Annotated in this window: 13 protein-coding genes, 4 pseudogenes and 1 riboswitch; of the genes and pseudogenes, 11 read left to right on the forward strand and 6 right to left on the reverse strand. The window is 27.2% G+C overall.

Features of this window, described 5'->3' with window-relative positions; translation table 11 throughout:
• Nucleotides 1-3: 3 nt before the first annotated feature.
• Both AYWB_RS00575 and AYWB_RS00580 read left to right on the forward strand, forming a co-directional pair.
• Nucleotides 4-1005: a phosphatidylserine decarboxylase gene (locus AYWB_RS00575; protein ID WP_011412404.1), complete on the forward strand. Its 1002-nt coding sequence runs from the start codon at nucleotides 4-6 to the stop codon at nucleotides 1003-1005.
• Nucleotides 998-2608: a CTP synthase gene (locus AYWB_RS00580; RefSeq protein ID WP_011412405.1), complete on the forward strand. Its 1611-nt coding sequence runs from the start codon at nucleotides 998-1000 to the stop codon at nucleotides 2606-2608. Before AYWB_RS00575 ends, AYWB_RS00580 begins: the two co-directional genes overlap by 8 nt.
• A gap of 900 nt (nucleotides 2609-3508) precedes the next feature.
• Here the strand turns inward: AYWB_RS00580 and AYWB_RS00590 are convergent.
• The 4 genes and pseudogenes from AYWB_RS00590 to AYWB_RS00605 form a co-directional block, all read right to left on the reverse strand.
• Entirely contained in the window at nucleotides 3509-5194 is a 1686-nt protein-coding gene (locus AYWB_RS00590; RefSeq protein WP_238374416.1) for an ABC transporter permease subunit, read from the reverse strand.
• A gap of 55 nt (nucleotides 5195-5249) precedes the next feature.
• A riboswitch (Lysine riboswitch) is annotated at nucleotides 5250-5420 on the reverse strand.
• 242 nt (nucleotides 5421-5662) lie between these two features.
• Complete coding sequence (locus AYWB_RS04495) at nucleotides 5663-5818, reverse strand: hypothetical protein (protein WP_425303922.1); 156 nt, start codon at nucleotides 5816-5818, stop codon at nucleotides 5663-5665.
• 381 nt (nucleotides 5819-6199) lie between these two features.
• Nucleotides 6200-6515: pseudogene (locus AYWB_RS00600) on the reverse strand (phase variable surface lipoprotein); the annotation flags it as partial.
• Nucleotides 6516-6699: 184 nt separating this feature from the next.
• Nucleotides 6700-7320 (reverse strand): hypothetical protein, encoded by a 621-nt coding sequence (locus tag AYWB_RS00605; protein ID WP_011412410.1) that lies wholly within the window; start codon nucleotides 7318-7320, stop codon nucleotides 6700-6702.
• A gap of 398 nt (nucleotides 7321-7718) precedes the next feature.
• On the opposite strand from AYWB_RS00605, the pseudogene AYWB_RS04365 reads away from it, so the two are divergent.
• A pseudogene (locus AYWB_RS04365) lies at nucleotides 7719-7882 on the forward strand (sigma factor); the annotation flags it as partial.
• A gap of 296 nt (nucleotides 7883-8178) precedes the next feature.
• Here AYWB_RS04365 and AYWB_RS00610 read toward each other — a convergent pair.
• Both AYWB_RS00610 and AYWB_RS04370 read right to left on the reverse strand, forming a co-directional pair.
• A pseudogene (locus AYWB_RS00610) lies at nucleotides 8179-8385 on the reverse strand (single-stranded DNA-binding protein); the annotation flags it as partial.
• Between the two features lie 20 nt (nucleotides 8386-8405).
• On the reverse strand, nucleotides 8406-8534 hold the full coding sequence (locus AYWB_RS04370; RefSeq protein WP_274376783.1) for a hypothetical protein: 129 nt from the start codon (nucleotides 8532-8534) through the stop codon (nucleotides 8406-8408).
• A gap of 681 nt (nucleotides 8535-9215) precedes the next feature.
• Here AYWB_RS04370 and lysS point away from each other — a divergent pair.
• From lysS to pdhA, 8 genes and pseudogenes are all read left to right on the forward strand, one after another.
• Nucleotides 9216-10706: a lysine--tRNA ligase gene (lysS, locus tag AYWB_RS00615; protein WP_011412411.1), complete on the forward strand. Its 1491-nt coding sequence runs from the start codon at nucleotides 9216-9218 to the stop codon at nucleotides 10704-10706.
• A 131-nt stretch (nucleotides 10707-10837) separates the two neighbouring features.
• Nucleotides 10838-13570 carry a DNA polymerase III subunit alpha gene (gene dnaE / locus AYWB_RS00620; RefSeq protein WP_238374417.1) on the forward strand — a complete coding sequence of 911 codons (2733 nt, stop codon included), beginning with the start codon at nucleotides 10838-10840 and terminating at the stop codon, nucleotides 13568-13570.
• A 43-nt stretch (nucleotides 13571-13613) separates the two neighbouring features.
• Nucleotides 13614-14196 (forward strand): annotated as a pseudogene (locus AYWB_RS04500) (asparagine synthase-related protein); the annotation flags it as partial.
• Nucleotides 14197-14450: 254 nt separating this feature from the next.
• Nucleotides 14451-14804: a hypothetical protein gene (locus tag AYWB_RS00630; protein ID WP_011412415.1), complete on the forward strand. Its 354-nt coding sequence runs from the start codon at nucleotides 14451-14453 to the stop codon at nucleotides 14802-14804.
• Between the two features lie 68 nt (nucleotides 14805-14872).
• Complete coding sequence (gene pheS / locus AYWB_RS00635) at nucleotides 14873-15904, forward strand: phenylalanine--tRNA ligase subunit alpha (RefSeq protein ID WP_011412416.1); 1032 nt, start codon at nucleotides 14873-14875, stop codon at nucleotides 15902-15904.
• A complete protein-coding gene (pheT, locus tag AYWB_RS00640) occupies nucleotides 15891-18359 on the forward strand; it encodes a phenylalanine--tRNA ligase subunit beta (protein WP_041639801.1) in 2469 nt (822 codons plus the stop codon). Before pheS ends, pheT begins: the two co-directional genes overlap by 14 nt.
• A gap of 211 nt (nucleotides 18360-18570) precedes the next feature.
• Nucleotides 18571-20322 (forward strand): ABC transporter ATP-binding protein, encoded by a 1752-nt coding sequence (locus AYWB_RS03420; protein ID WP_011412418.1) that lies wholly within the window; start codon nucleotides 18571-18573, stop codon nucleotides 20320-20322.
• A 226-nt stretch (nucleotides 20323-20548) separates the two neighbouring features.
• Nucleotides 20549-21640, forward strand: a complete 1092-nt coding sequence (pdhA, locus tag AYWB_RS00650; RefSeq protein ID WP_011412419.1) for a pyruvate dehydrogenase (acetyl-transferring) E1 component subunit alpha — start codon at nucleotides 20549-20551, stop codon at nucleotides 21638-21640.
• Nucleotide 21641 lies beyond the last annotated feature (1 nt).

Raw genomic sequence — 21641 nt, forward strand, 5'->3', positions numbered from 1 at the left:
AATATGAAAATAGTTAATTTAGAAGGCAAAATTATTTGTCAAGACCCAGCAAGTCGCCTACAAAAAACTTTATATACAAACTTAGAAAAAAACTTTTGGAAAAGACTCCTTCTCAAAATTTTGATCACTAAACCTATTTCTTGGTTAGTTAATTTGTATTTTTATTCTCCTTGGTCACGCCAATATGCTTTGAAAATCATTGAAAAACACCAAATTGATTTAAACTTATTTGAAAAACAAAAAATTAGTTCTTATAATGATTTTTTTACAAGAAAATACAAAGAACTTGCCATTCCTCAAGACAACTTTGCTTTTATCAGTCCTTGTGAATCCAAATTAAGCATTTATCCTATCGCCAAAAAAGCACTCTACTGCATTAAAGAAACCAATTACAGCTTAGTTGATTTATTGCAAAACCCCACATTAGCTCAAGAATACGAAGAAGGTTATTTGCTTATTTTCCGCCTAGAACCTCATGATTATCACCGTTATCTTTTTGTAGATGAAGGTTTTTTTCAAATGCCTCCTTGTAAAATCAAAGGAAAATTACATACAGTAAACCCAATTGCCTTTGAAAGTTTTGATGTATTTAAAACCAACACCCGCGAATATAGCATTTTACAAACTAAAAATTTTGGTAAAATAGTTCAAATAGAAGTAGGAGCCACATTGGTAGGAAAAATCGAAAATTATCCTTTGCAAACGTTTTCAAAAGGTCAAGAAAAAGGCTATTTTGATACAGGCGGATCTACCATTATTATCTTAGTTAAAAAAAATATAGTTGCATTTGATCATCGCATTTTAGAACACACTCAAAAAAGATGCGAAACTCAAATCCCTATTTTAACTGTTATTGGTAAAAAAATAACTCCTACAAAAACCCATCAAATAACTTATAAATCTTCCGCCTCTGAAAATATTGCTACCCAACCAAAATCATATCAAAATTCCAATTGTACCACACAAGCCAATCATAAAGAAAGCGAAGTACAAACACTTGAATAATAAAGATTTAAAAACTAAATTTATTTTTATTACTGGAGGAGTTGTTTCAAGCCTAGGAAAAGGCATAACTGCTGCTTCTATTGGTCAAATTTTAAAAAATAGAGGTCTTAAAGTAAGTATTCAAAAACTAGATCCTTATATTAATGTTGATCCTGGAACAATGAGCCCTTATCAACACGGTGAGGTCTTTGTCACTGATGATGGTGCTGAAACTGATCTTGATTTGGGTCATTACGAAAGATTTTTAGATGAAAACATGAGCAAAAAGTCAAACGTCACTGCAGGGCAAATTTATCAAAGCGTCATCAATAAAGAACGTGAAGGCAAATACTTAGGTAAAACAGTTCAAGTAATTCCACATATCACTGAAGAAATCAAACAAAAACTAACTGATGCTGCTCTTTTTCACAAATCTGATGTTGTTATTGTAGAAATTGGAGGCACTGTAGGAGACATTGAATCATCGCCTTTTTTAGAAGCTATCAGACAAGTGCGCTTTGATTTTGGTTATCGCAATGTTTTATACCTTCACACCACTTTAGTTCCTTATTTAAAAAAAACCAAAGAAATTAAAACTAAACCTACTCAACACAGTTTTAAAGAATTGCGCGCTTTAGGAATACAACCCCAAATTTTGGTCTTACGTAGCGAAGTTCCTATCAACCAAGAAACCAAAAATAAAATTTCTGCTTTATGCGACATCAATTCACAAGCTATTTTTGAAGCCTTAGATGTTGATATTTTATATCAAATGATTCTGAACTTGAACCATCAAGGAATAGATGATTTTATTTTACAACATTTTAAACTTACTAATTTTCCAACCGCCGATTTGCAAGCCTGGCAACAACTAATTACACGCATCCAAAATTTAGAAAAAAAAGTAGTCATCGCTCTAGTAGGTAAATACATTGTTTTGCATGATGCTTATTTATCAATTGTAGAAGCTCTTAAACATGCTTCTTATCAATATAATTGTAAACTTGAAATTAAATGGATAGATGCTGAAAAAGTAACGTCAGATAATATTTCTTCCTTTTTTGAAGATTGTGATGGTATCTTAGTTCCTTATGGTTTTGGGAACCGCGCTATTGAAGGCAAAATTTTAGCCATTAATTATGCAAGAACTAACAATATTCCTTTCTTTGGAATTTGTCTAGGTATGCAGTTAGCAGTTATTGAATATGCCCGTAATGTTTTGCATTTACAAGATGCCAATTCTTTGGAAGTTGATGAAAAGACACCTCATCCTGTAATTACTAAAAAAATAGTTGATATCAATTTAGGAGGCACCTTACGATTAGGTTCTTATTCGTGCCATCTTAAAGCCAATACCAAAAGTAAAGCTATTTATAATCAAGAAATAATTTATGAAAGACATCGTCATCGTTTTGAGATGAATCCTCATTATGTTTCTTTATTTGAAAAAAATAATGATTTTGTTGTTTCTGGAATAAATCCAGAACAAAATCTTTGTGAAATTGTTGAGTTAAAAAGCCATCCTTGGTTTATTGCAGTACAATTTCATCCTGAGTTTTTGTCGAGACCATTAAAACCACATCCTTTATTTAAAGGTTTTGTTGAAGCGTCTTTATTAAATTAAAAGAAATAAATAATTTATAAATGAAAAAACTACCTTTTTAAGGTAGTTTTTTTGTTATATTGAGGTGTTCCAAAAGTTTAGATAATTTTTGTTTTTTAAAAGAAATAAAAAAGATCAACTTAAAAATTTGATCTTAATTGTTATTTTTTTATTTAAATAATAAATTAGTTTTTGTTTTTTTTACAAACACCCAAAATGATTTTAATTATTTTGATAGAATTATTAAATTGGATAATAATCATATTATAGAAGATATTTCTAATAAAAAAACTTTTCGAAATCCCCATTTTATTTGCCAACTTTTTACACACATCTACCAATAATTATAAAAATTTATAATAAATCAATAAATAATTTATCTTGGGAAATATTAATTTTTATGATGAACCTTTATTAGAAGGCACGATATATAATTATTATAAGAGGATATGGAATGCATTTTATTTCTGTATTTTTTTTATTAAATTGTTTTTATTTGGATTACTTATGTTAAGAGAAGAATTACTTTTTAAATGTTTGTTTGTAATTGTCTATTTAGTAATAGGTTTATTGGTTTTTAGGATATATGTAGCTGTAGAAATGTTTTAACATAAACGTTATTATCCTTTAAAAAAGAAGAAATACAAAAATTAAAAATAATAATTTTTTTACCAAAAGATATTAATCAAATTTTAAAAAAACTTTATTATTCAATTTTGATAAATTGGAAATAATTGGAGAGTCTATAATTAATTCTATATTTTTTATCATTTTGCTTTGGCTTTTTGTATTTATACCTCAAAATATAAAACGATTTCCAAGCATATCTGATTTTTTTTTGCTATTTATCTTTAATAATAATATCTTGTTGTTTGGGCTGTTATAATTAGATATTTATTTTAATATCTTATATTATATAATTTAAACTTGTCTTATTTTTTCCATTTTTTTCAAAAAGAAAACAACAGTTCCTACAATAATAAAATAAATAATAGAAGAAATATAATAAGGTTTAGGGCTTGCAACACTACTATACAAAGCATTAGAAGCACAAGCAATATCAATAATTCCACCTAACATACTAAAAACAACACAATCTTTTAAATTAATAATAAACTCATTTAAAATAGGAGTTTGTGATCTTTTAATAGCTTGGGGTAAAACAATATAACGCATTGTTTGAGTATGTGTCATTCCTAAAGACAAGGAAGCCTCAATTTGCCCTTTATCCAAAAAGTAAATATTTTTAGTAATAATTTCTGAAATATAGCCCATAGTATTTAAAATAATTACCATATAAGCAGCAAACATTGGAGTATACCAAGTAGCATTTTTGAAAAAAATAAACTCTTTTAAGAAAAAATAACTCACAAAAGCTTGCACTAACATAGGAGTGCTTTTAATAATCCATATATAAAAATTAATAATTATACATCCTATTTGATGCAAATAATAAATTAAAAAATGACTTTTCTTTTTGGTAATATCTAACACTTGGAAAAGAACTAACAATAAAGATAAGACAAAACCTCCAAAAGTTCCATAAAACCCAAATTTAAGAGTTGTTAAAATGCCTCTTTTATAAAGAGAAAAATTATTTTTAAAAATAGACCATATATTTAATGTATCTTTTTCTGAGTTTTGTTTATCCATGAATTCTTTTCTTTTTTTGATGGTAAGTGTGTATTTATTTTCTGTGGTAGGTTCTTTTGTTAAAAAATCATCAATGTCTTTTTTGGTAATGCCTTTTTTTTTAATAATTTCTTCTTGTTTTTTAAATCCAATAGCAAGTCCTCCAGCGGCTTGTTTTATTTCGTTATCTAAAATTGTTTTTTTTTGGATTTCTATTCGCTCTAAATTATTATGATTTTGTAAATGTTTTTGGGCAACATTTGCATCAGCTAAATAAAAATAATTGGAGTCTGTTTGAACTTTTTGAGCTTGGAAATCAAAATTATCAATTCCTTCTGCTTCATTTCCTTTTAATGTTTTGGCTATTTGTTCGTAAAAAGTTCCTCGTTGATATAAAATTTTTCCAGGTAATTGAATTTGGTCGATATTTTGATTATTAATTTGTTTTTTAAAATAATCCTTATCAAAATAAGGATTATTTTTATTTATAATAATAAAATAAGATTGATCTTCATCATAATAAGAATGGTCAGTAAAATCAATTTGGGCTTGTCTTTCTTCTGTTTTGCTCATCCCTGCAATAATTAAATCAATATCTCCTTTTTGACAAGCAGGAATTAAACTATTAAAATCTATTTTTTTAATTAATAATTTAATATTTTTATCATACTTTTCATTTAAATAATTAACTAATTCTTTAGCTACTAAAACATCATATCCAACAACACCAATATCACTTTCTTTACCATTTATTGTTAAAGGATGTGGTTCTTTATCTTTATTATTAGAAAGATAATTATAAGGTTTGTAATTGCATTCCATTCCTACAACTAAAACATTTTCATCTTTATTTTTAGTATTTTGAGGATAGAAATCATCATATAACAAAAAAGATACAATAATAATTAAAATTGTTAAAAAAAGATATTTAGCTTTAAAATAATTCTTAATTCTTGAAAAATATAACGTTAGCAAATGACTTTCCTTCCTATAAAACAAAAAACCTTCTTAAAAGAAGGTTTGAGAGAAACTTGATTAAAGCGCCTTTGCTGTTAAAACAGCAAGAATATTATAGATATTTTCTATAATCTCATAATAAATTATTGCCATAATTATTATTCGGCGATGGTTACCTTTCTTATGCTTCATAGAATGCCTTCTTCACATAATACTCTTTTACACCGCTACCTCTTTTGATTTTATATAAAAATTTATTTAAATAATTAAATTATATAATAAAAATTTATTATATAGTAAATTATAACATAATTTTTTTAAATGGTAATTGTTTTTATCAAAAATATAAAGAAATTATTTTCTTTCATAATGAAATAAACTTTTTTCTTAGTGATGGTTTCATTAAAGATTTTTTTGGTATAAATTAGTAATTTTACGATGACCATAAAAATATTCATGAATTTGACATAAAACTTTAATAGGGTTTTATTGTAATAAGTATTTTTCTTCTTTGGTTTTGATTTTATTTTCGACTTTCAACCAACAATAAGTGTTTCTTTTGATTTTGATATTTTTTAAAATAGTTGTTAAATTTAGTTTTTTTAAATCGTTAAAACAATTAAAAAACTGTTTTTTTATCAATTTTATAATTTTTTTCATTAGAGTTTGTAATAATTTATTTTTTTGTTTAATATTTCTCTTAATTTTTTATTTTTCATAATTGAAATATTTTTTCTTTTTTTATATCATATACATAATCATTATAACTATGAATGATTATTATTTATTTAAAAAAAGGTGTTGCTCGCAACTGGGAGATTTTTATTTTTCTTCTTTTATTTGTGTGTACTTATAATTTTTGTTAGCGCTTCAGCGCGTTAGGGGATTTTGTTTGGTTTGAATTCAAAACACCTCTTTTTTAATAATGAAAAAAGAAAATAGGGAGTTATATATTATATCACTCCTTAAATAAGTTAATCTTTATATATTTTAAAAAACGTTAGTTAAAGTGTTATAAAACTATTAATTATCTTCTTTTAGTGAATATTTATACATAGGATATAACTTTTTCAACCTATAACCTTGTTTGGTTTTAATTAAGAAAGATTTAATATATTTTAAATCTTCTTTTCAGTAATAAATAATGTTTAATCCTTTCTTATAATTAGTTTTAATGGGTTTATTGTATTTTTCTCGTTTTTTAGGATCTAATTGTTGTAATTGTAAAGTTTCTAATTTATGGAAATATTTTTTTTCCAATTAATTCTTTGATATGATTTTTAGTTTAATTTTGATAATTGATTTGAAAAAGATGATATAGATGTTTAAATGTATTATTTCAACTTTTAAAAAAGGGTTAAATCTGAAAGTAATAGTTTAAAAACCATTTACTAGAATATTGTAGGTGATTAAAGAACCATTAAAAAAAATACCAACTTTTAAGTTGGTTTCCTTATTGTTTCTAAATACTAAAAAATATTTTTCTTATTATTAAATCAATAATTAAAATAAATTATAAAAATTTAATCAGATAGAATATATTTTATCAACATATCTGATAACATACCTGTTATTTGAGAAGACATAAAAATTAAAATAGACTCGGATTCATCATCTGAATATGTTTCGCTACATTCGATGAGAGATGATAATAATATAACACAACAATTTTCAAAATACTGATTCCAATTTGTAAAAGTATCATTGATTTCTATACTATTGCGAATTGAATTATTCACAATAACTTTTTTCAAATTATTCACAATTTTTACTAAATTTGTATTCGAAGATTCTTGAATAGATTTTTGACTTTTAAACTTATTTGAAGATTCGCTATTGATTATATCACAACATTTTTGAGTAATATCATTTAATTTTTCAACATTATTAGGATTTATTGTTATCCCTAAATTAAATAAATTAATTCTGTTTAAAGCCAAGAGAGAAAATTTTTTACAATCTATATCAATAAAATTAAATTTCTTATTTTTGACTTCTAAAATTTCACTAGATGTTTTTTTTTGTATATTTGTTGCATTGTGCGCAAAAATTTTTTTACTAAATATTGATGAGGAAAAAATCATAATTAATGTTATTAACATCAAAAAAACTAAATAATTATTTTTAACTAATTTTTTTAACAATTATAGATCTCCTTTTTTTATTTAATTTTTATCAACACTTGAATTAAAATATCTTCAAATTAAAATATCTTCAAATTAAAATATCCTCATGTAATTATATTTTAACATATATAATAATATTGCAAATTAAAATATTTTTAAAAACTAGAAAAGCGTAAGTTGTCAAAGAGTTTAAGGTTGATAAAAATAATAAACTTTTAGATAAACATACCAATAAACAAGTTTTGGAATCACTTAGATATAAATTTAAGCTTTTCAACCTTTTATATAAAAAAGTAACTCAAAGCTTAAATTTATATCTGTTGGTTTTATCAGCTGATAAAAAAACTAGTTATTTTTCATTTTTTGGATTATTAAAATTATAATATTTTTCTTTAAAAAATAAAAAGAATTTAGGGATTCGTAATCAATTAATCGAACTTCATTTACCTCTTTGGTAAAAAAACTAGTTTATCAATTTAAACATTACCTTAAATCTTTAACTAAATAGGAATTATATCAAGAAGGGATTTTAGGATTAATAAAAGCTCTAAATAATTACCAAGATTTAGCTAATACTTTTGCTTGTAATGTTTATAATATTGATACAGAACAAAAACAAGAAATATCAGTAAAAGAAGAATACAGAAAAGAAGATTTTGATATTTTTAAAGTAAAAGTATTAAATCCTGCCGATAAAATAAGAAATGATTTTCTTCAAATAGCTATTATTAATTGGATTTTAGACGATTCAACTACTTTAGAAGAAATAAAAAAAGATATATTTAATCGTTTAATAGGGGAAGAAAGTATTTTTTTACCTCTTGATATGTACAGAAACTCTTTAGCCCAAAATTTCTTTACTTATCCCACCAAACACTAAATTAAATAAATAAAAATAACTTTTTGAACTATTACTTTAGTAGCAGTTTTATTTTCACCTTCGTTATGGGTATATTTTTCAATTGACAACGTTCCTTCTAAATATACTTTTGAACCTTTATGTAAATACATACTCATGTTTTCGGCTTGGTTTCTAAAAACAACACATGGAATGAATTGAGTTTTATCTTTGGTATTAATAGCTTTAGGCGTTCTAAAAGTATCTAAAAAACTGAACAGCCCAGAATATTAGAACACAGTCCTAAATCTACTTCTTTAATTTCAGTTTTTAAATTGGAAGTTTCATCACCTAAAATAGTTTCCCAAAAAAATATTTTAACTTTGAGAATCATTTTTTTACTCTTCTGTTAGAAACTTAACCCTCCTATAATAAAAAAAACAACAAAAATAAATGCAATTTTACTCCTTTATATTTTTTTGATTTTTTAAAAAATTATTAATTCTTATTTGTAATTAGAAAATCCAAAATTAGAAAATTTATTATTTTATTTATTATTTGCAATAAAAAAGCACTTATTTAAAAATGATAGTTATTTAAAATAGCAATTATGAATAAAATAAGTTTTTTATTTAAAAATGAAGTAATTATTTATTTGTGTGACTTGTTAATTTATGTTTTATTATTTATATGTTTTTGTTTTTATTTTGCATTCCATTGAGGTGTTCCAAAAGTTTAGACACTTTTTACTTTTTAAAAACATCCTTTTAAAAATTATCTTTTTTTGCAAATCATTTCTTTTAAAAATATTTTGATTTCACATTTTAATTCATCAACTAAAAACAAACAATTTTAATTTTGTAAAATTCAATTACCAATCTCAAAAGCATTATTTATGATTGTCTTTTTTGATTTTATTCAAATTAACTTTTTTTGCTTTTTCCAATCACCAAATAAAATTTTTTCATTTCACCACAAAAAACCCCCCTACTACTCCAAAAACATCATCAAAAACCAAGTTTTTTTGGTATAATAAAGATTAAATGTTTAAAAAAATTATGCAAGGAACATATAAATGAAAAAAAAAATAAGCGAACAAGAAATTATTAGACATCAAAAAATGAATGAATTAAAAAAAATAAATATCGATCCTTTTGGAAAAAAAATTGTCCCTTCTCATTCCATCAAACAAATTATTTTGCAATACCAAAAAGAAGATAGTTTAGCCTTCGAACAATCACAAATCAATGTTTGTGTAGCTGGTAGAATTGTTTTAAAAAGAGGACAAGGCAAAGCGGGTTTTTTGCATTTACAAGATTTTGATTTTCGAATACAAGCATATGTAAAGTTGGATTTGGTGGGAAAAGATGCTTTTCAAATTTATCAAAATTGTGATTTAGGAGACATCATAGGCATCAAAGGGTTTTTATTCAAAACCAAAACGCAAGAATTAACCATTAAAGCCTTGGAATTTATTCACCTTACCAAAGCTCTAAAACCTTTACCTGACAAATTTCATGGCTTGCAAAATCGCGAAGATATGAGAAAAAAACGCTATGTTGATCTAATCGTAAACGAAAAAACAAGACAAGTATTTTTAACTCGCAGTTTGATTATGAAATACATTAGAAATTTTTTTGATAATCAAGGCTTTTTAGAAGTAGAAACCCCCATTTTACAACCAACTTTGGGAGGCGCTTCTGCCAAACCTTTTATCACTCATCACAACGCTCTTAATTGTGATTTTTACTTGAGAATTGCCACCGAATTGCCCCTTAAAAAATTAATTGTTGGTGGGATGAATAAAGTCTATGAAATTGGACGTCTTTTCAGAAATGAAGGAATTGACGCCACACATAATCCCGAATTTAGCACTATTGAGGCTTACTTGGCTTATGCTGATATGCAAGATATTATGGACTTAACAAAACAATGCTTACAAGAATTAGTCCAAAAAATTTTTGGCAAGTTGCAATTTACTTACCAAAACCAAGAAATTGATTTTTCCCATTTTGCAAAAGTAAGTATGGTTGCATCAATCAAGGAAAAGACAGGAATTGATTTTACAGACCATTTTACCTTGGAACAATGCCTTTCTTTGGCAAAAAAACACAAAATTGAAGTTATGCCCCACTTTAGTCAAGGACATATCATTGAGGCTTTTTTTGGAAAATACGTAGAAAATGCCCTCATTCAGCCTACTTTTGTCTACGGACATCCACTGGAAATAAGCCCTTTGGCAAAACAAAATGAATTTGATCCTCGTTTTACTGACCGTTTTGAACTTTTTATCGTAGGTAAGGAATTTGCTAATGCTTTTAGAGAACTTAACGACCCTATCGAACAAGAAAAACGCTTTTTAAACCAATTAAAACAAAAACAATTAGGCAACGAAGAAGCCAATGACATGGACTATGATTTCTTAAACGCCCTTAATTATGGCATGCCTCCAACTGGTGGTCTTGGAATGGGAATTGATCGTTTGGTTATGCTTTTAACCGATACTGCAAATATTCGTGATGTTATTTTATTTCCGCATTGTAAAAATCAAAATAAATTCATATAATACATAACCATTAAAATAATCATTTTTTTGATGTGTTAATTTATCATCAGAATTAAAATAAATCAACCAAAACAAGAATATTTTTATTTTTCAGCCAGCAAGGAAGTGTAATTATGAGAGGCGTTTTTTATTTGCAAAGTTTTTATAGCTTATTGCAAAGTCTTAATTCTTTAGAAACTTTGGTGCAAAAAGCCAAAGAAAATAATTATGATTTTGTTGCTTTGAGTGATGATAATTTATATGGCATGCCAACTTTTTTAAAATTATGTCATAAATACCAAATCAAGCCTATTTTAGGACTTAAAATAAATTTTTTTCACAACAATCAACTAGCAACACTTTTAATTTATGCTAAAAACGACCAAGGAATCAAAAATTTAATTCAAATTTCAACTATTATTAAAAATAAAGAAACACCCCAAATTAACTTAAATAAAATTGCTAATTTAGGAAAAGGTTTGTTTACTTTGATTCCTGGAGAAAATCCTTTTTTTGATGAAATCTTTTTCCGCGACCAAAAAGATAAATTTTTTCAAATATCTACTCAATTATTAAAAATATTTGACGAACTTGTATTGGGTATTTCTTATCAAAATTCCTTTTTGGAATTACTTTCTGAAAACATCATTGATTTTGCAAACCACTTCCAAATTCCTTATGTACCAGTTAATAAAACTTGCTATGATACTTTTCAAGCCCAACCAACCTATCAAATACTTACACAAATGGAAAATAAAAAAAACGACAACCAAACTGATTTATCTTTTTTAACCAAAGATAATTTTGATAGCACATACAACGCCCAAACACACAAAAAAATGTTTATTTATTTAAAAAAATTAATCTTTTCTATTAAATATCAAAATTATTTACCACAAAAATTTTTTTTGCCTTCCTTTGTTGATTTTTTACAACCCCAAAAAATAACTGCCAAAGATTACTTAAAACAAATATCTTATGAAGGTTTACGCCAATATATTAATTTTAAAAGCCCTAAATATACGAAATACCAACAAAGACTAGATCAAGAATTAAAAATTATAGCTGATATGGAATATGATAATTATTTTTTAATTGTAGGTGATGTTGTAAGATACGCCAAAAAACAAGGTATTTTAGTAGGCCCTGGTAGAGGCTCTTCTTCGGGTTCTTTGGTGTGTTTTTGTTTACAAATTACAGAAATTGATCCTTTACAATATGAACTTATTTTTGAGCGTTTTTTAAATCCTCAAAGAAAAAATATGCCAGATATTGACCTTGATTTTCCAGACAATACAAGGGATTTAATTATTCAATATGTTTGTCAAAAGTACGGCACCAAACACGTAGCAAGTATTATTACTTTTGGTAGATTTGTAAGTCAAAAAGCCATCATTAATGAATTAGTGAAATTTATGCCCACAGTAAAGGAATTCCAAACCAAACGTGTTTTGGCATATTTGGATAAAAAAAGCACTTATCAAAAAGAAACTTTGGATTTGCAAATGAAAAACTTACTTACAATGGCATCTTATATCGAAGGAATGCCACGCTTTACAGGGACCCATCCAGCAGGAATTATTTTAAGCCAAATCCCTCTTTATCAAATTATTCCTTTACAAAAAGGCACTCACAATAACTTACAACAAACCCAATGGGAAGCCTCTGACCTTGAATCAATCGGACTTCTCAAAATAGATTTTTTGGGATTAAGAAGTCTTACTTTGATAAATCAAATGGTTTTAGCCATTCAAAAAAATAACTTCAAATTTAGTCTTTTTAAAATACCTTTAAACGACAAAAAAACTTTTGAGTTGTTGCAACAAGGAAAAACAATAGGTATTTTTCAATTAGAATCTTACAACGCCAAAATCTTTTTACAAAAAATGATGCCCCAAAAGTTCGAAGACCTAATTGCCTTACTTGCCTTAAACAGACCAGGACCCATCGATTCTTTTAATATGTTTTTAAAAAACCGCCATCAAAAAACTACCACTTTTTTTAGTCCTTTGATTGATTTTATCCTCCAACCCACTTATGGCATTATTCTTTATCAAGAACAAATTATGCAAATTTTAGCTGTCTTTGCCAAATACAGTCTTGCCCAAGCAGACCTTTTTAGAAGAGCTATTAGCAAAAAAGAAAAAGATTTATTATTGCAAGAAAAAAACAACTTTATTGCCCAAAGCAAAGAACAAGGACGTGACCTTACAATAGCCTATAAAATTTATGATTATATTTTAAAATTTGCCAATTACGGTTTTAACAAAAGTCACAGCGTCGCTTATTCTTTAATTAGTTATCGTATGGCTTATTTAAAAGCCAATCATTTTATTGCTTTTGTAATTACTTTATTAAATGATGCTATTGGGGATACATCCCAAACAGAAATTTTGCTAAAAGAAGTTATCCAAAAAGGAATCATTATAGAACCACCCCATATATTTAGTAGCCAAGATAAATATTATTTTCAGGACAATAAATTATTTTTGCCTCTTACCATTATTAAAGGAATAAATGTTTCTTTTTGCCAAGAATTAATGAAAAAACAAAAAAATTTAATTAAAGAGTACCAAAAATTAACAAAAACTTCACAATCTCCACTTTATTATTCTTTTAAAACGTTTAAACAACAATTATTTCCTTTCCTCACTGAACCTTTATTAACTAATTTAATTTTTGCAGGTGCCTTTGATAAAATGGGATTAAACCGCAATACTTTGGAACAAAACAAAGATTTAAAAGAAGTTAAATATTATCCATATTCAGACTACGAACCTGAAATACACCCAGAATTGCCTTTACAAGAACTCGTCATTAAACAAAAAAAAGCATTAGGGTTTGGACTTCATAATTTATTAATCAATCAAAAAAATAAATCTTAAATATTATTTTATTATAAATACAAACACATTATTAAATTAATTTTACTATTCAAGAAAAGGCATGGATGTTTTAAAAGATGTTATTTATCACATTGAAACGCATTATATTATAACTATTCGCGCATCAATTCCTTTATATGCATTTAATGGCGCTCGCAAAATTAAAGCTATGGGTGTTAAAATGGTTCTTTCTGGCGAAGGTGCTGATGAAATTTTTGGAGGTTTTCTATATTTCCATAAAGCTCCTAATACTCCATAATTATACAAAGAAACAGTCCGCAAATTAGCTTAATTACATTTATATGATTGTGCATGATCCAACAACAAAACAATGAGTGTTTGGGGAGCAGAGGTGTGAGCATCTTTTTTAAACAAAAACTTTTTAGATGTTGCCATGAGACTCAATCCCAAAGATAAAATGTGCTGCATAAATAGCAAAGGCGTCAAAAAGAATAATTTTCTGATGGAGTAGACTACAGTTGGATTGATGCTTTAAAACAACTTGCCCAAACCAAAATCACAGATATGTAATTAAAAAAAATACTTATGTTCCTTTTCTTTATAATACTCCTACAAATAAAGAAGGCTATATTTATCGCGAAATTTTTGAAACCTTATTTCCTTTGTGAAAAAAAAGCTTTTTAAAAAATAAAAGATCCTTCAGGACGCGTTGCATTAGGAGCTCATAATAAAGCTTATAAGGACAAATAAATTTTATTAAAAAAATCGCCAACTTAACTTTATTTTTCTCTTTTAATTGTTTTGTGCGAACCAAATATAAAATAAAAAAATAATCCAAAATCAAAAATCACAAATTATATATTTTGAAAACATTTCTAACATACATTTTTACAACTTTCATCCCAGAAAGGATATTTATATGAACCAAAAAACAAGAAAAGCCTTAATTAAAAAAAACAATTTTCCCCAAACTAACCCACCCAAAAAAACTTTTTTAAGTAGCAAACTGTTAAGCAATTGCATTATTTTTAACTCTATTGTCATTGTTGTATTGGCAATTTATTTAAGCAAACCTACTCAAACAGATATTTACCAAAAAACCACCCAATTACATTTAACAGCAATGGTAGCAGGAATGTTTTTGGGAGGCACTATTTTAGGATTAAAAAAAGGATCTTTTGGTGTTTCTTTAGGAGTTTTATTAGGATCTACCTTAGGAATGTGGCTATCGTTACTTACTAAAGGACAAATTATTTCGATAATTCAAATGTAGTTTTTTTAATTTTAATCCTGAACCCTAATATTTTTAATTTCCAAAATAAAGAAAGTGTAATCATTTTTATGCAAACCAAAATCAAAAAATTAATCGCACAATTCCACACCAGTTTACAAAAAAACAAATATGATTTAGACAAATTAATGATCTTAGACAAAGAATTTTTAGGCAAAAAAGGTATCTTGTTTGAACTTACCCAAGAACTAAAAAACCTCCCTCATGCCCAAAAATCAGTTGCAGGCAAGTTAATTAACTTTTTAAAACAAGAAATTATTTTCACTTTACAAAAAGAAAAAGAAACTTTAAAAAGAAACCAACTAAACGCCAAAATACTCCAAGAAGAAATTGATCCTACTTTACCAGCATTTAATTTTTGCCAAGGAAGCACTCACCCCCTTAATCAAATCATTGAAAAAATTGAAGATTTGTTTTTATCTTTGGGCTATGAAATTAAAGAAGGCAACGAAATCGAAACCCTTTTTTATAATTTTGAAATGCTCAACATGGGCAAAGGCCATCCCGCAAGAGAAATGCAAGACTCTTTTTATATTGATTCTCAAAAACTTTTGCGAACACATACTTCCAACATCCAAGTTAAAGAAATGAAAGCTCGCCAGGGAAAACCCCTCAAAATTATTTCTTCTGGAAAAGTTTACCGCAAAGACGATGATGATGCTACCCATAGCCATCAATTTATGCAACTCGAAGGGCTTGTAATTGATAAAAACATTAATTTTTCCGTTCTCAAAGAAACTCTTTTACTCATTACCAAAGAATTATTTGGAAATTCTCAAGAAATTCACTTAAGACCGTCTTATTTTCCCTTTACCGAACCAAGTATTGAAGTTGATTTAGTAATTACCAAAAAAGATGGAACCAAAGAATATTTAGAAATTTTAGGAGCTGGTTTAGTTCATCCCCAAGTTCTTAAAAACGCCAATTATGACCCTGAAAAATATCAAGGTTTTGCCTTTGGAATAGGTATTGAAAGAATTGCTATGATTAAATATCAAATTGAAAATATTAGATATTTTTATGCCAATGATATTCGCTTTTTAAAACAATTTGCAAGGAACGCCGACAATGAAAATTATTGAAAATATTTTAAAAAACCATCTTTTGCAACCCCTTTCGCAAAATATTTTTGTATTAACTAACAATTATATTACCGAAGTACAAAAGTTCTCCCCCCTATCCAAAAACACTAATTTAGTGGTGGGACAAATTCTTAACTTTCAAAAAATTCAAGACTCCCAAAAATTAAATTTAGTAGAAGTTAACATCGGAATAAAAGTGGTCAAAATTGTTTGTGGAGCTTCTAACTTACAAAATGGCAAAAAGGTTATTGTAGCTTCAGAAGGTTCTTTTTTGGAAGGTATAAACTCCACCCTTAAAAACAAAAAAATTTATGGAGTTTTTTCGGAAGGGATGCTTTGTGCTTTGGAAGAATTGGGCATTAGTAACAAATTTTTAACTCCCCAAGAACAAGAAGGAATTTATCTTTTTGATGACCCCAACGACCAAATTGCTTTGGGAAGTAATGCTTTAATTCCTTTAGGAATGGATGGTTTTATCTTAGAATTAGGAATTACTCCCAATCGTGGTGATCTTTTATCTCACATAGGTTTTGCCAAAGATCTTCAAGCAGTTTTGGCTTCTCAAAACTCCAATAAAAAAAAAGAAAAAAAAACAATCAACTACAAAACAAAAAACAGTAAAGACCAAACAAACCGAAAAACAACTCCCAAATTAAACCCCGATTTTTTTGCAAAATTACCTCAATCTCCTTTAAAAGTCCAAATTGAAAGCGATAGTTGTTATGAATATAACGTTTGCATTCTTGAAAACATCACCATCAAACCTTCTCCTTTATGGTTGCGCAACACCCTCCTACAATCAGGCATCAACCCCATCAACAATGTTGTTGACATCACTAATTTAATTTTAATCGAATACGGCATTCCCCTACACGCTTTTGATTCTGGCACTATACAAAAAATCAAAGTTAGAAAAGCCTTTCCACAAGAAACTATTACAACTCTTAACCAAAATGATTTTGTTTTAGATGAAAATGATTTAGTTATTACAGATGGCAAAAAAGCCATTGCTCTAGCTGGTATTGTAGGACTTTTAGAAAGCAGCATTAAACCTACAACTACCAAAATTATTCTTGAAGCTGCTTATTTTTCGCCCCAAACTATTGCCCAAACTTGTCAAAAACTCAAAAACAAAACCGAAAGTTCCCTACGTTTTGAAAGAGGCATTGACCAAAATCTTATTCCTTTAGCTTTTCAAAAAGCATGCCAACTTTTAGTCACTTTAGCAAATGCCAAAATTACTTACCAGCCCACAATTACAAAACAAAAAATCCGCACTAATCCCACTATTTCTTTAGATCTTGATTTTATTACAAGAAAAATTGGCTTTTCTTTGTGCCCTACTCAAATCAAAAATTGGTTATTAAACCTCGATTACCAAATACATACACCAAAAAATTTAACCCTACAGAACAAAAATGAACAATTAAACCTCCAAGCGCCTTTACGTCGTTATGATGTCAAAATCAAAGAAGATGTCATTTCTGATTTGACTAGATTTTATGGTTGTCATAAATTACCTCCCCAAACAATTCAAATTCCCACTCAAGGAAAATTAACCTTGAAACAAAAAAATATTAGAGAATTGCGCAAACTCTTAGTTAATTTAGGATTTTATGAAACTATTACTTACAGTTTAATTAGCTCCGAAATGTTTGAAGCTTTTGCTCCTCAAAAACCCTTTATCAAAATAATGAATCCTTTATCACAAGACAAAATGATTTTAAGACAAAGTTTGTTAAGTAGTTTAGTAGAAATTTTAAGCTATCAGCACAAACGACAAACCTTTGATACTGCTTTTTTTGAAATTGGAAAAGCTTATTTTCCCAACCAAGAAAAATTAAGTCTTGCTTTTGTTTTGAGTGGCAATTTCTTAAATACTTTGTGGCACAAACAAGATGTTTCAAGTTCTTTTTTTGTTACCAAAGGCATCCTTGAAAAAATTAGTTCTTTTCTAGGTATTACCCTTACTTATCAAAAAACACAAAAACATAGCAATTTTCATCCAGGAATGCAAGCCAATTTATTATTTAACAACCAAATAATAGGAGTCATCGGAAAAACTCATCCCCAACTTAATGCCAAACACCACTTAAAAGAAAGTTTTCTTTGTGAACTATTTTTATCGGATGAAATTCTTAACACTACAAAAACACTTACATTCCGACCAATCCCTAAATTTCCTACTGTTATTCGTGATTTATCCTTTTTAGTAGATACCAAATATTCCTTTTATCAAATCGAACAAATCATTAAACAAACCACTCCTTTTGATTTAATTAAATGTGAATTATTTGATGTTTATCAAACGCCTACAACCAAAGAAAAACAATCCTTTGCCCTTAGATTTTTTTTCAATAACTTAGATAAAAACTTAGAAAAACAAGACGTAGAACATTGCATGAAAAAAATTACTTATAATTTGATTAAACACTTTCGCATTGAAATTAGATAAAATGGAATTATATTGTTTTTTTAAGTATATATGCATATAACAATTTTGATAAAATAATTGTGTTATTAAATTAGTTTTTACCCCTTTTTAAATTTTTTACACTTGCATAATTATAAATTTTTTTTTAAATCAACAAAGTAAATAAAAGGAGACTTTAAAAATCTTTAATGTCAAAAATTTAAGTAAAATTTACGTTACTAAACGCGGTAACATGACGATGGCTTTGAAAGAAGTTTCTTTAAAATTACCTGATAAAGGTATGGTTTTTATCTTAGGTAAATCAGGTTCTGGTAAATCTACTTTATTAAATGTTTTAACAGGAATTGATGTTGCAAACAGCGGTGTAGTTGAAGTATGCAAAGTTCCTATTACAACTTTTAATCAAAGAAATTTAGATAATTATCGTAATGGAATGATTGGTTTTATTTTCCAAGAATTCAACTTAATAGAAGATATGAATGTATTTGAAAATATCGTCTTAGCATTACAATTACAAAATAAAAAACCAGATTTTACCTTAATTAATGATTTAATGAAACAAGTAGGGTTGGATGTTTCATTTCTAAATAGAATAGTTAATGAACTTTCAGGAGGCCAAAAACAACGTGTTGCTATTGTTCGTGCTTTGGTGAAAAATCCTAAAATGGTCTTTGCTGATGAACCTACAGGAAATCTAGATTCAGAAACAGGAACCCAAGTTTTTGATTTGCTTCAAAATTTAAGTAAAGAAAAATTAGTAGTTATTGTATCTCACGATATTGAAAATGCTTATAAATATGCTGATCGTATTTTAGAATGTAAAGATGGTAAAGTCTTATCAGATATGACCAGAAAGAAAGACACTACTAAAAAAATCAAAGACAAAATGCTAGTATTTAAAGAAGGCCAAGTTCTTACATCTGAAATAATTGCAAACTTAACTGGGAATCCCGCTTTAGAAAATTTTGATAAAACTGATGAGACTAAAGTATTACAACAAGATACTGATTTTGTATCTTTTCCTAGTCGTTTGCCTTTTTCGTTTTTTGCTAAGTCTGCTTTAAAGAGTTTTAAAAATAAAAAGCTTTTCTTAATATTATCAGTTTTAATTACTACTATTGCAGCTAGTTTTTTTGGTTTGACTACTTTTCCTACATTAAGTGGTAAAATTGTAGGAGCCGAAAAAAAACTTTTTCATATGAAAAAATTACTAGATGAAAAAATAGAAAAAGATTTAAAAAAACAAAGCAAAAATCAAAATTATTATAATCATCAATATATGATGAAAGAAGAATTAGAAGAAATAAAAATATTTTATGATGTTTTAGGCGAAGTAAATGTATATTTTCGTATTCGCGATGTAATAAATAATAAATGGACTATATTGTTTATTTTATTCGTTCCTGGTGCTATGGTTATGCTTTATTTTTCTATGAGTGCAAAAATTCAAAATAAAAAAATGGGTATTCTAAGAGTTTTGGGTTCTAATGGTGTTAATGTTGGTAAAATTTTTGTAGTAGAAGCATTCTTTTTTGCTTTTTTCCAAATGGTTTTAATTTTTGTATTTTTCTTATTATTTTTAATGAAGTTCAGTTCATTATCATACTTTTTTTCATCTTTTGAAATGGAACCATTAAAAGATTTTGAAAATGTAGAAGAAATTTTAACATATTATAAAGAGGCAAAAAAAGAAAAAACAGCAGAACTTTTAAAAGCATATGGCGAAAAATATGAAAATAAAAAATTGGAAAATTGGAAACAACCCATAATAGATAAATATTTCAACTCTGTTTTTAAAAACAAATATTATGTTTTAGCTAGATGGGGAAATATGTCATTTTATGCCTTTAATCCTTTTGTAAGAGTCTTTTTATTCAATTTATTAACATTCAGTTATATTTTTTTTGTAACTCTACTATTTATATCTTTAATTATTTATAAATTGTCTAACAAAAAACCAGTTGACATCATCAACAATAAATAAATATTAATTGAAATACCATATATTAAAATATATGGTATTTTTTTTATCTTAAACTTACAATTTTCATTATTTTGTTTTATCATTTATCTTAATTTCAAGTACAATTTAAGTGTAGATGTATATTATCAAATAACACTAAATTAATTATATTTAGTAACACAATGAAGATATATATATACATTTAATCAAAAACCAAACCAATATAAATAAAATAAGGAGTATTACAATGTTAACGAATGTGTACGACCCCCTAAAAGGTAAACAATTCCAAATACTTGACGAAAATGGCAACATTGTTCAACCTGAATTAGAACCAAAAATATCTAAAGATGTTTTATTAAAAATGTATAAAACAATGGTTTTAGGTAGACAAGCTGATTTAGCAGCCTTAAAATATCAACGCCAAGGACGTATGGGTAACTATTTACTTAACTCAGGGCAAGAAGCATCTCAAGTAGGTGTCGCTGCTGCCTTAGAACCCCAAGATTGGGTATCGCCTTATTATCGTGATGCAGGAATTTTTCTTTACCGTGGAGTTTCTTTAGAAAAATTTTATCTTTACTGGTATGGCAACGAAAAAGGTTCCCAATTAGACCCTAAGTTGCGTATTTTACCAACTAACATTATTATTGGATCTAGTGTTAATTTAGGAGCAGGACTTGCCTTAGCAAGTAAAATGCAAAATAAAAAAGAAGTAACTATTGCAACTATTGGAGACGGAGGAACTGCACACGAAGAGTTTAATGCAGGTCTTAACTATGCTGCTGTTTTTGGAGTACCATTAGTAGTATTTATTCAAAATAACCATTATTCCATTTCTAATCCTCGTAACAAAGTATCGAAAGCTAAAACTTTAGCTCAAAAATGTTATGCTTGTGGAATTCCTGGTATTCAAGTAGACGGCAACGACATTTTAGCTGTTTATGTAGCAGCCCAAGAAGCTTTTAATGAAGCACGCAAAGGAAACGGTCCTACTTTAATTGAAAATGTTTCTTATCGCTTAGAAGCACACTCTACTAACGACAATGCTTCTGTTTACCGTAGCAAAGAAGAAGAATTAGAGTGGCGCAAAAAAGACCCAATTGTGCGTTTTCAAAAATACTTGATGAATAAAGGTTATCTAACTCAAAAACAAGTAGAACAGTTTGAAAAAGAAGCCCAAGAAGAAGTTATTTTAGCACACCAAAAAGTAGAACAAACAGGCAACAACATCAATATTAAAGATATTTTTGCATACACTTATGAAAAAATGACTCCTCAATTAGAAGAACAATACGAAGAATGCAAAGCTTTTTTCAACACAAAGGAAGGTAAATAAT

It is taken from the genome of Aster yellows witches'-broom phytoplasma AYWB (assembly GCF_000012225.1).
GTDB lineage: Bacteria > Bacillota_I > Bacilli_A > Acholeplasmatales > Acholeplasmataceae > Phytoplasma.

Bases quoted from the DNA above. Each gene is read 5' to 3' on its own strand.
- AYWB_RS00575 (WP_011412404.1), top strand. From the start codon at position 4: ATGAAAATAGTTAATTTAGAAGGCAAAATTATTTGTCAAGACCCAGCA.
- AYWB_RS04370 (WP_274376783.1), bottom strand. From the start codon at position 8,534: ATGATTCTCAAAGTTAAAATATTTTTTTGGGAAACTATTTTAGGTGAT.
- lysS (WP_011412411.1), top strand. From the start codon at position 9,216: ATGAAAAAAAAAATAAGCGAACAAGAAATTATTAGACATCAAAAAATG.
- AYWB_RS00630 (WP_011412415.1), top strand. From the start codon at position 14,451: ATGAACCAAAAAACAAGAAAAGCCTTAATTAAAAAAAACAATTTTCCC.
- pheS (WP_011412416.1), top strand. From the start codon at position 14,873: ATGCAAACCAAAATCAAAAAATTAATCGCACAATTCCACACCAGTTTA.
- pheT (WP_041639801.1), top strand. From the start codon at position 15,891: ATGAAAATTATTGAAAATATTTTAAAAAACCATCTTTTGCAACCCCTT.
- AYWB_RS03420 (WP_011412418.1), top strand. From the start codon at position 18,571: ATGACGATGGCTTTGAAAGAAGTTTCTTTAAAATTACCTGATAAAGGT.
- pdhA (WP_011412419.1), top strand. From the start codon at position 20,549: ATGTTAACGAATGTGTACGACCCCCTAAAAGGTAAACAATTCCAAATA.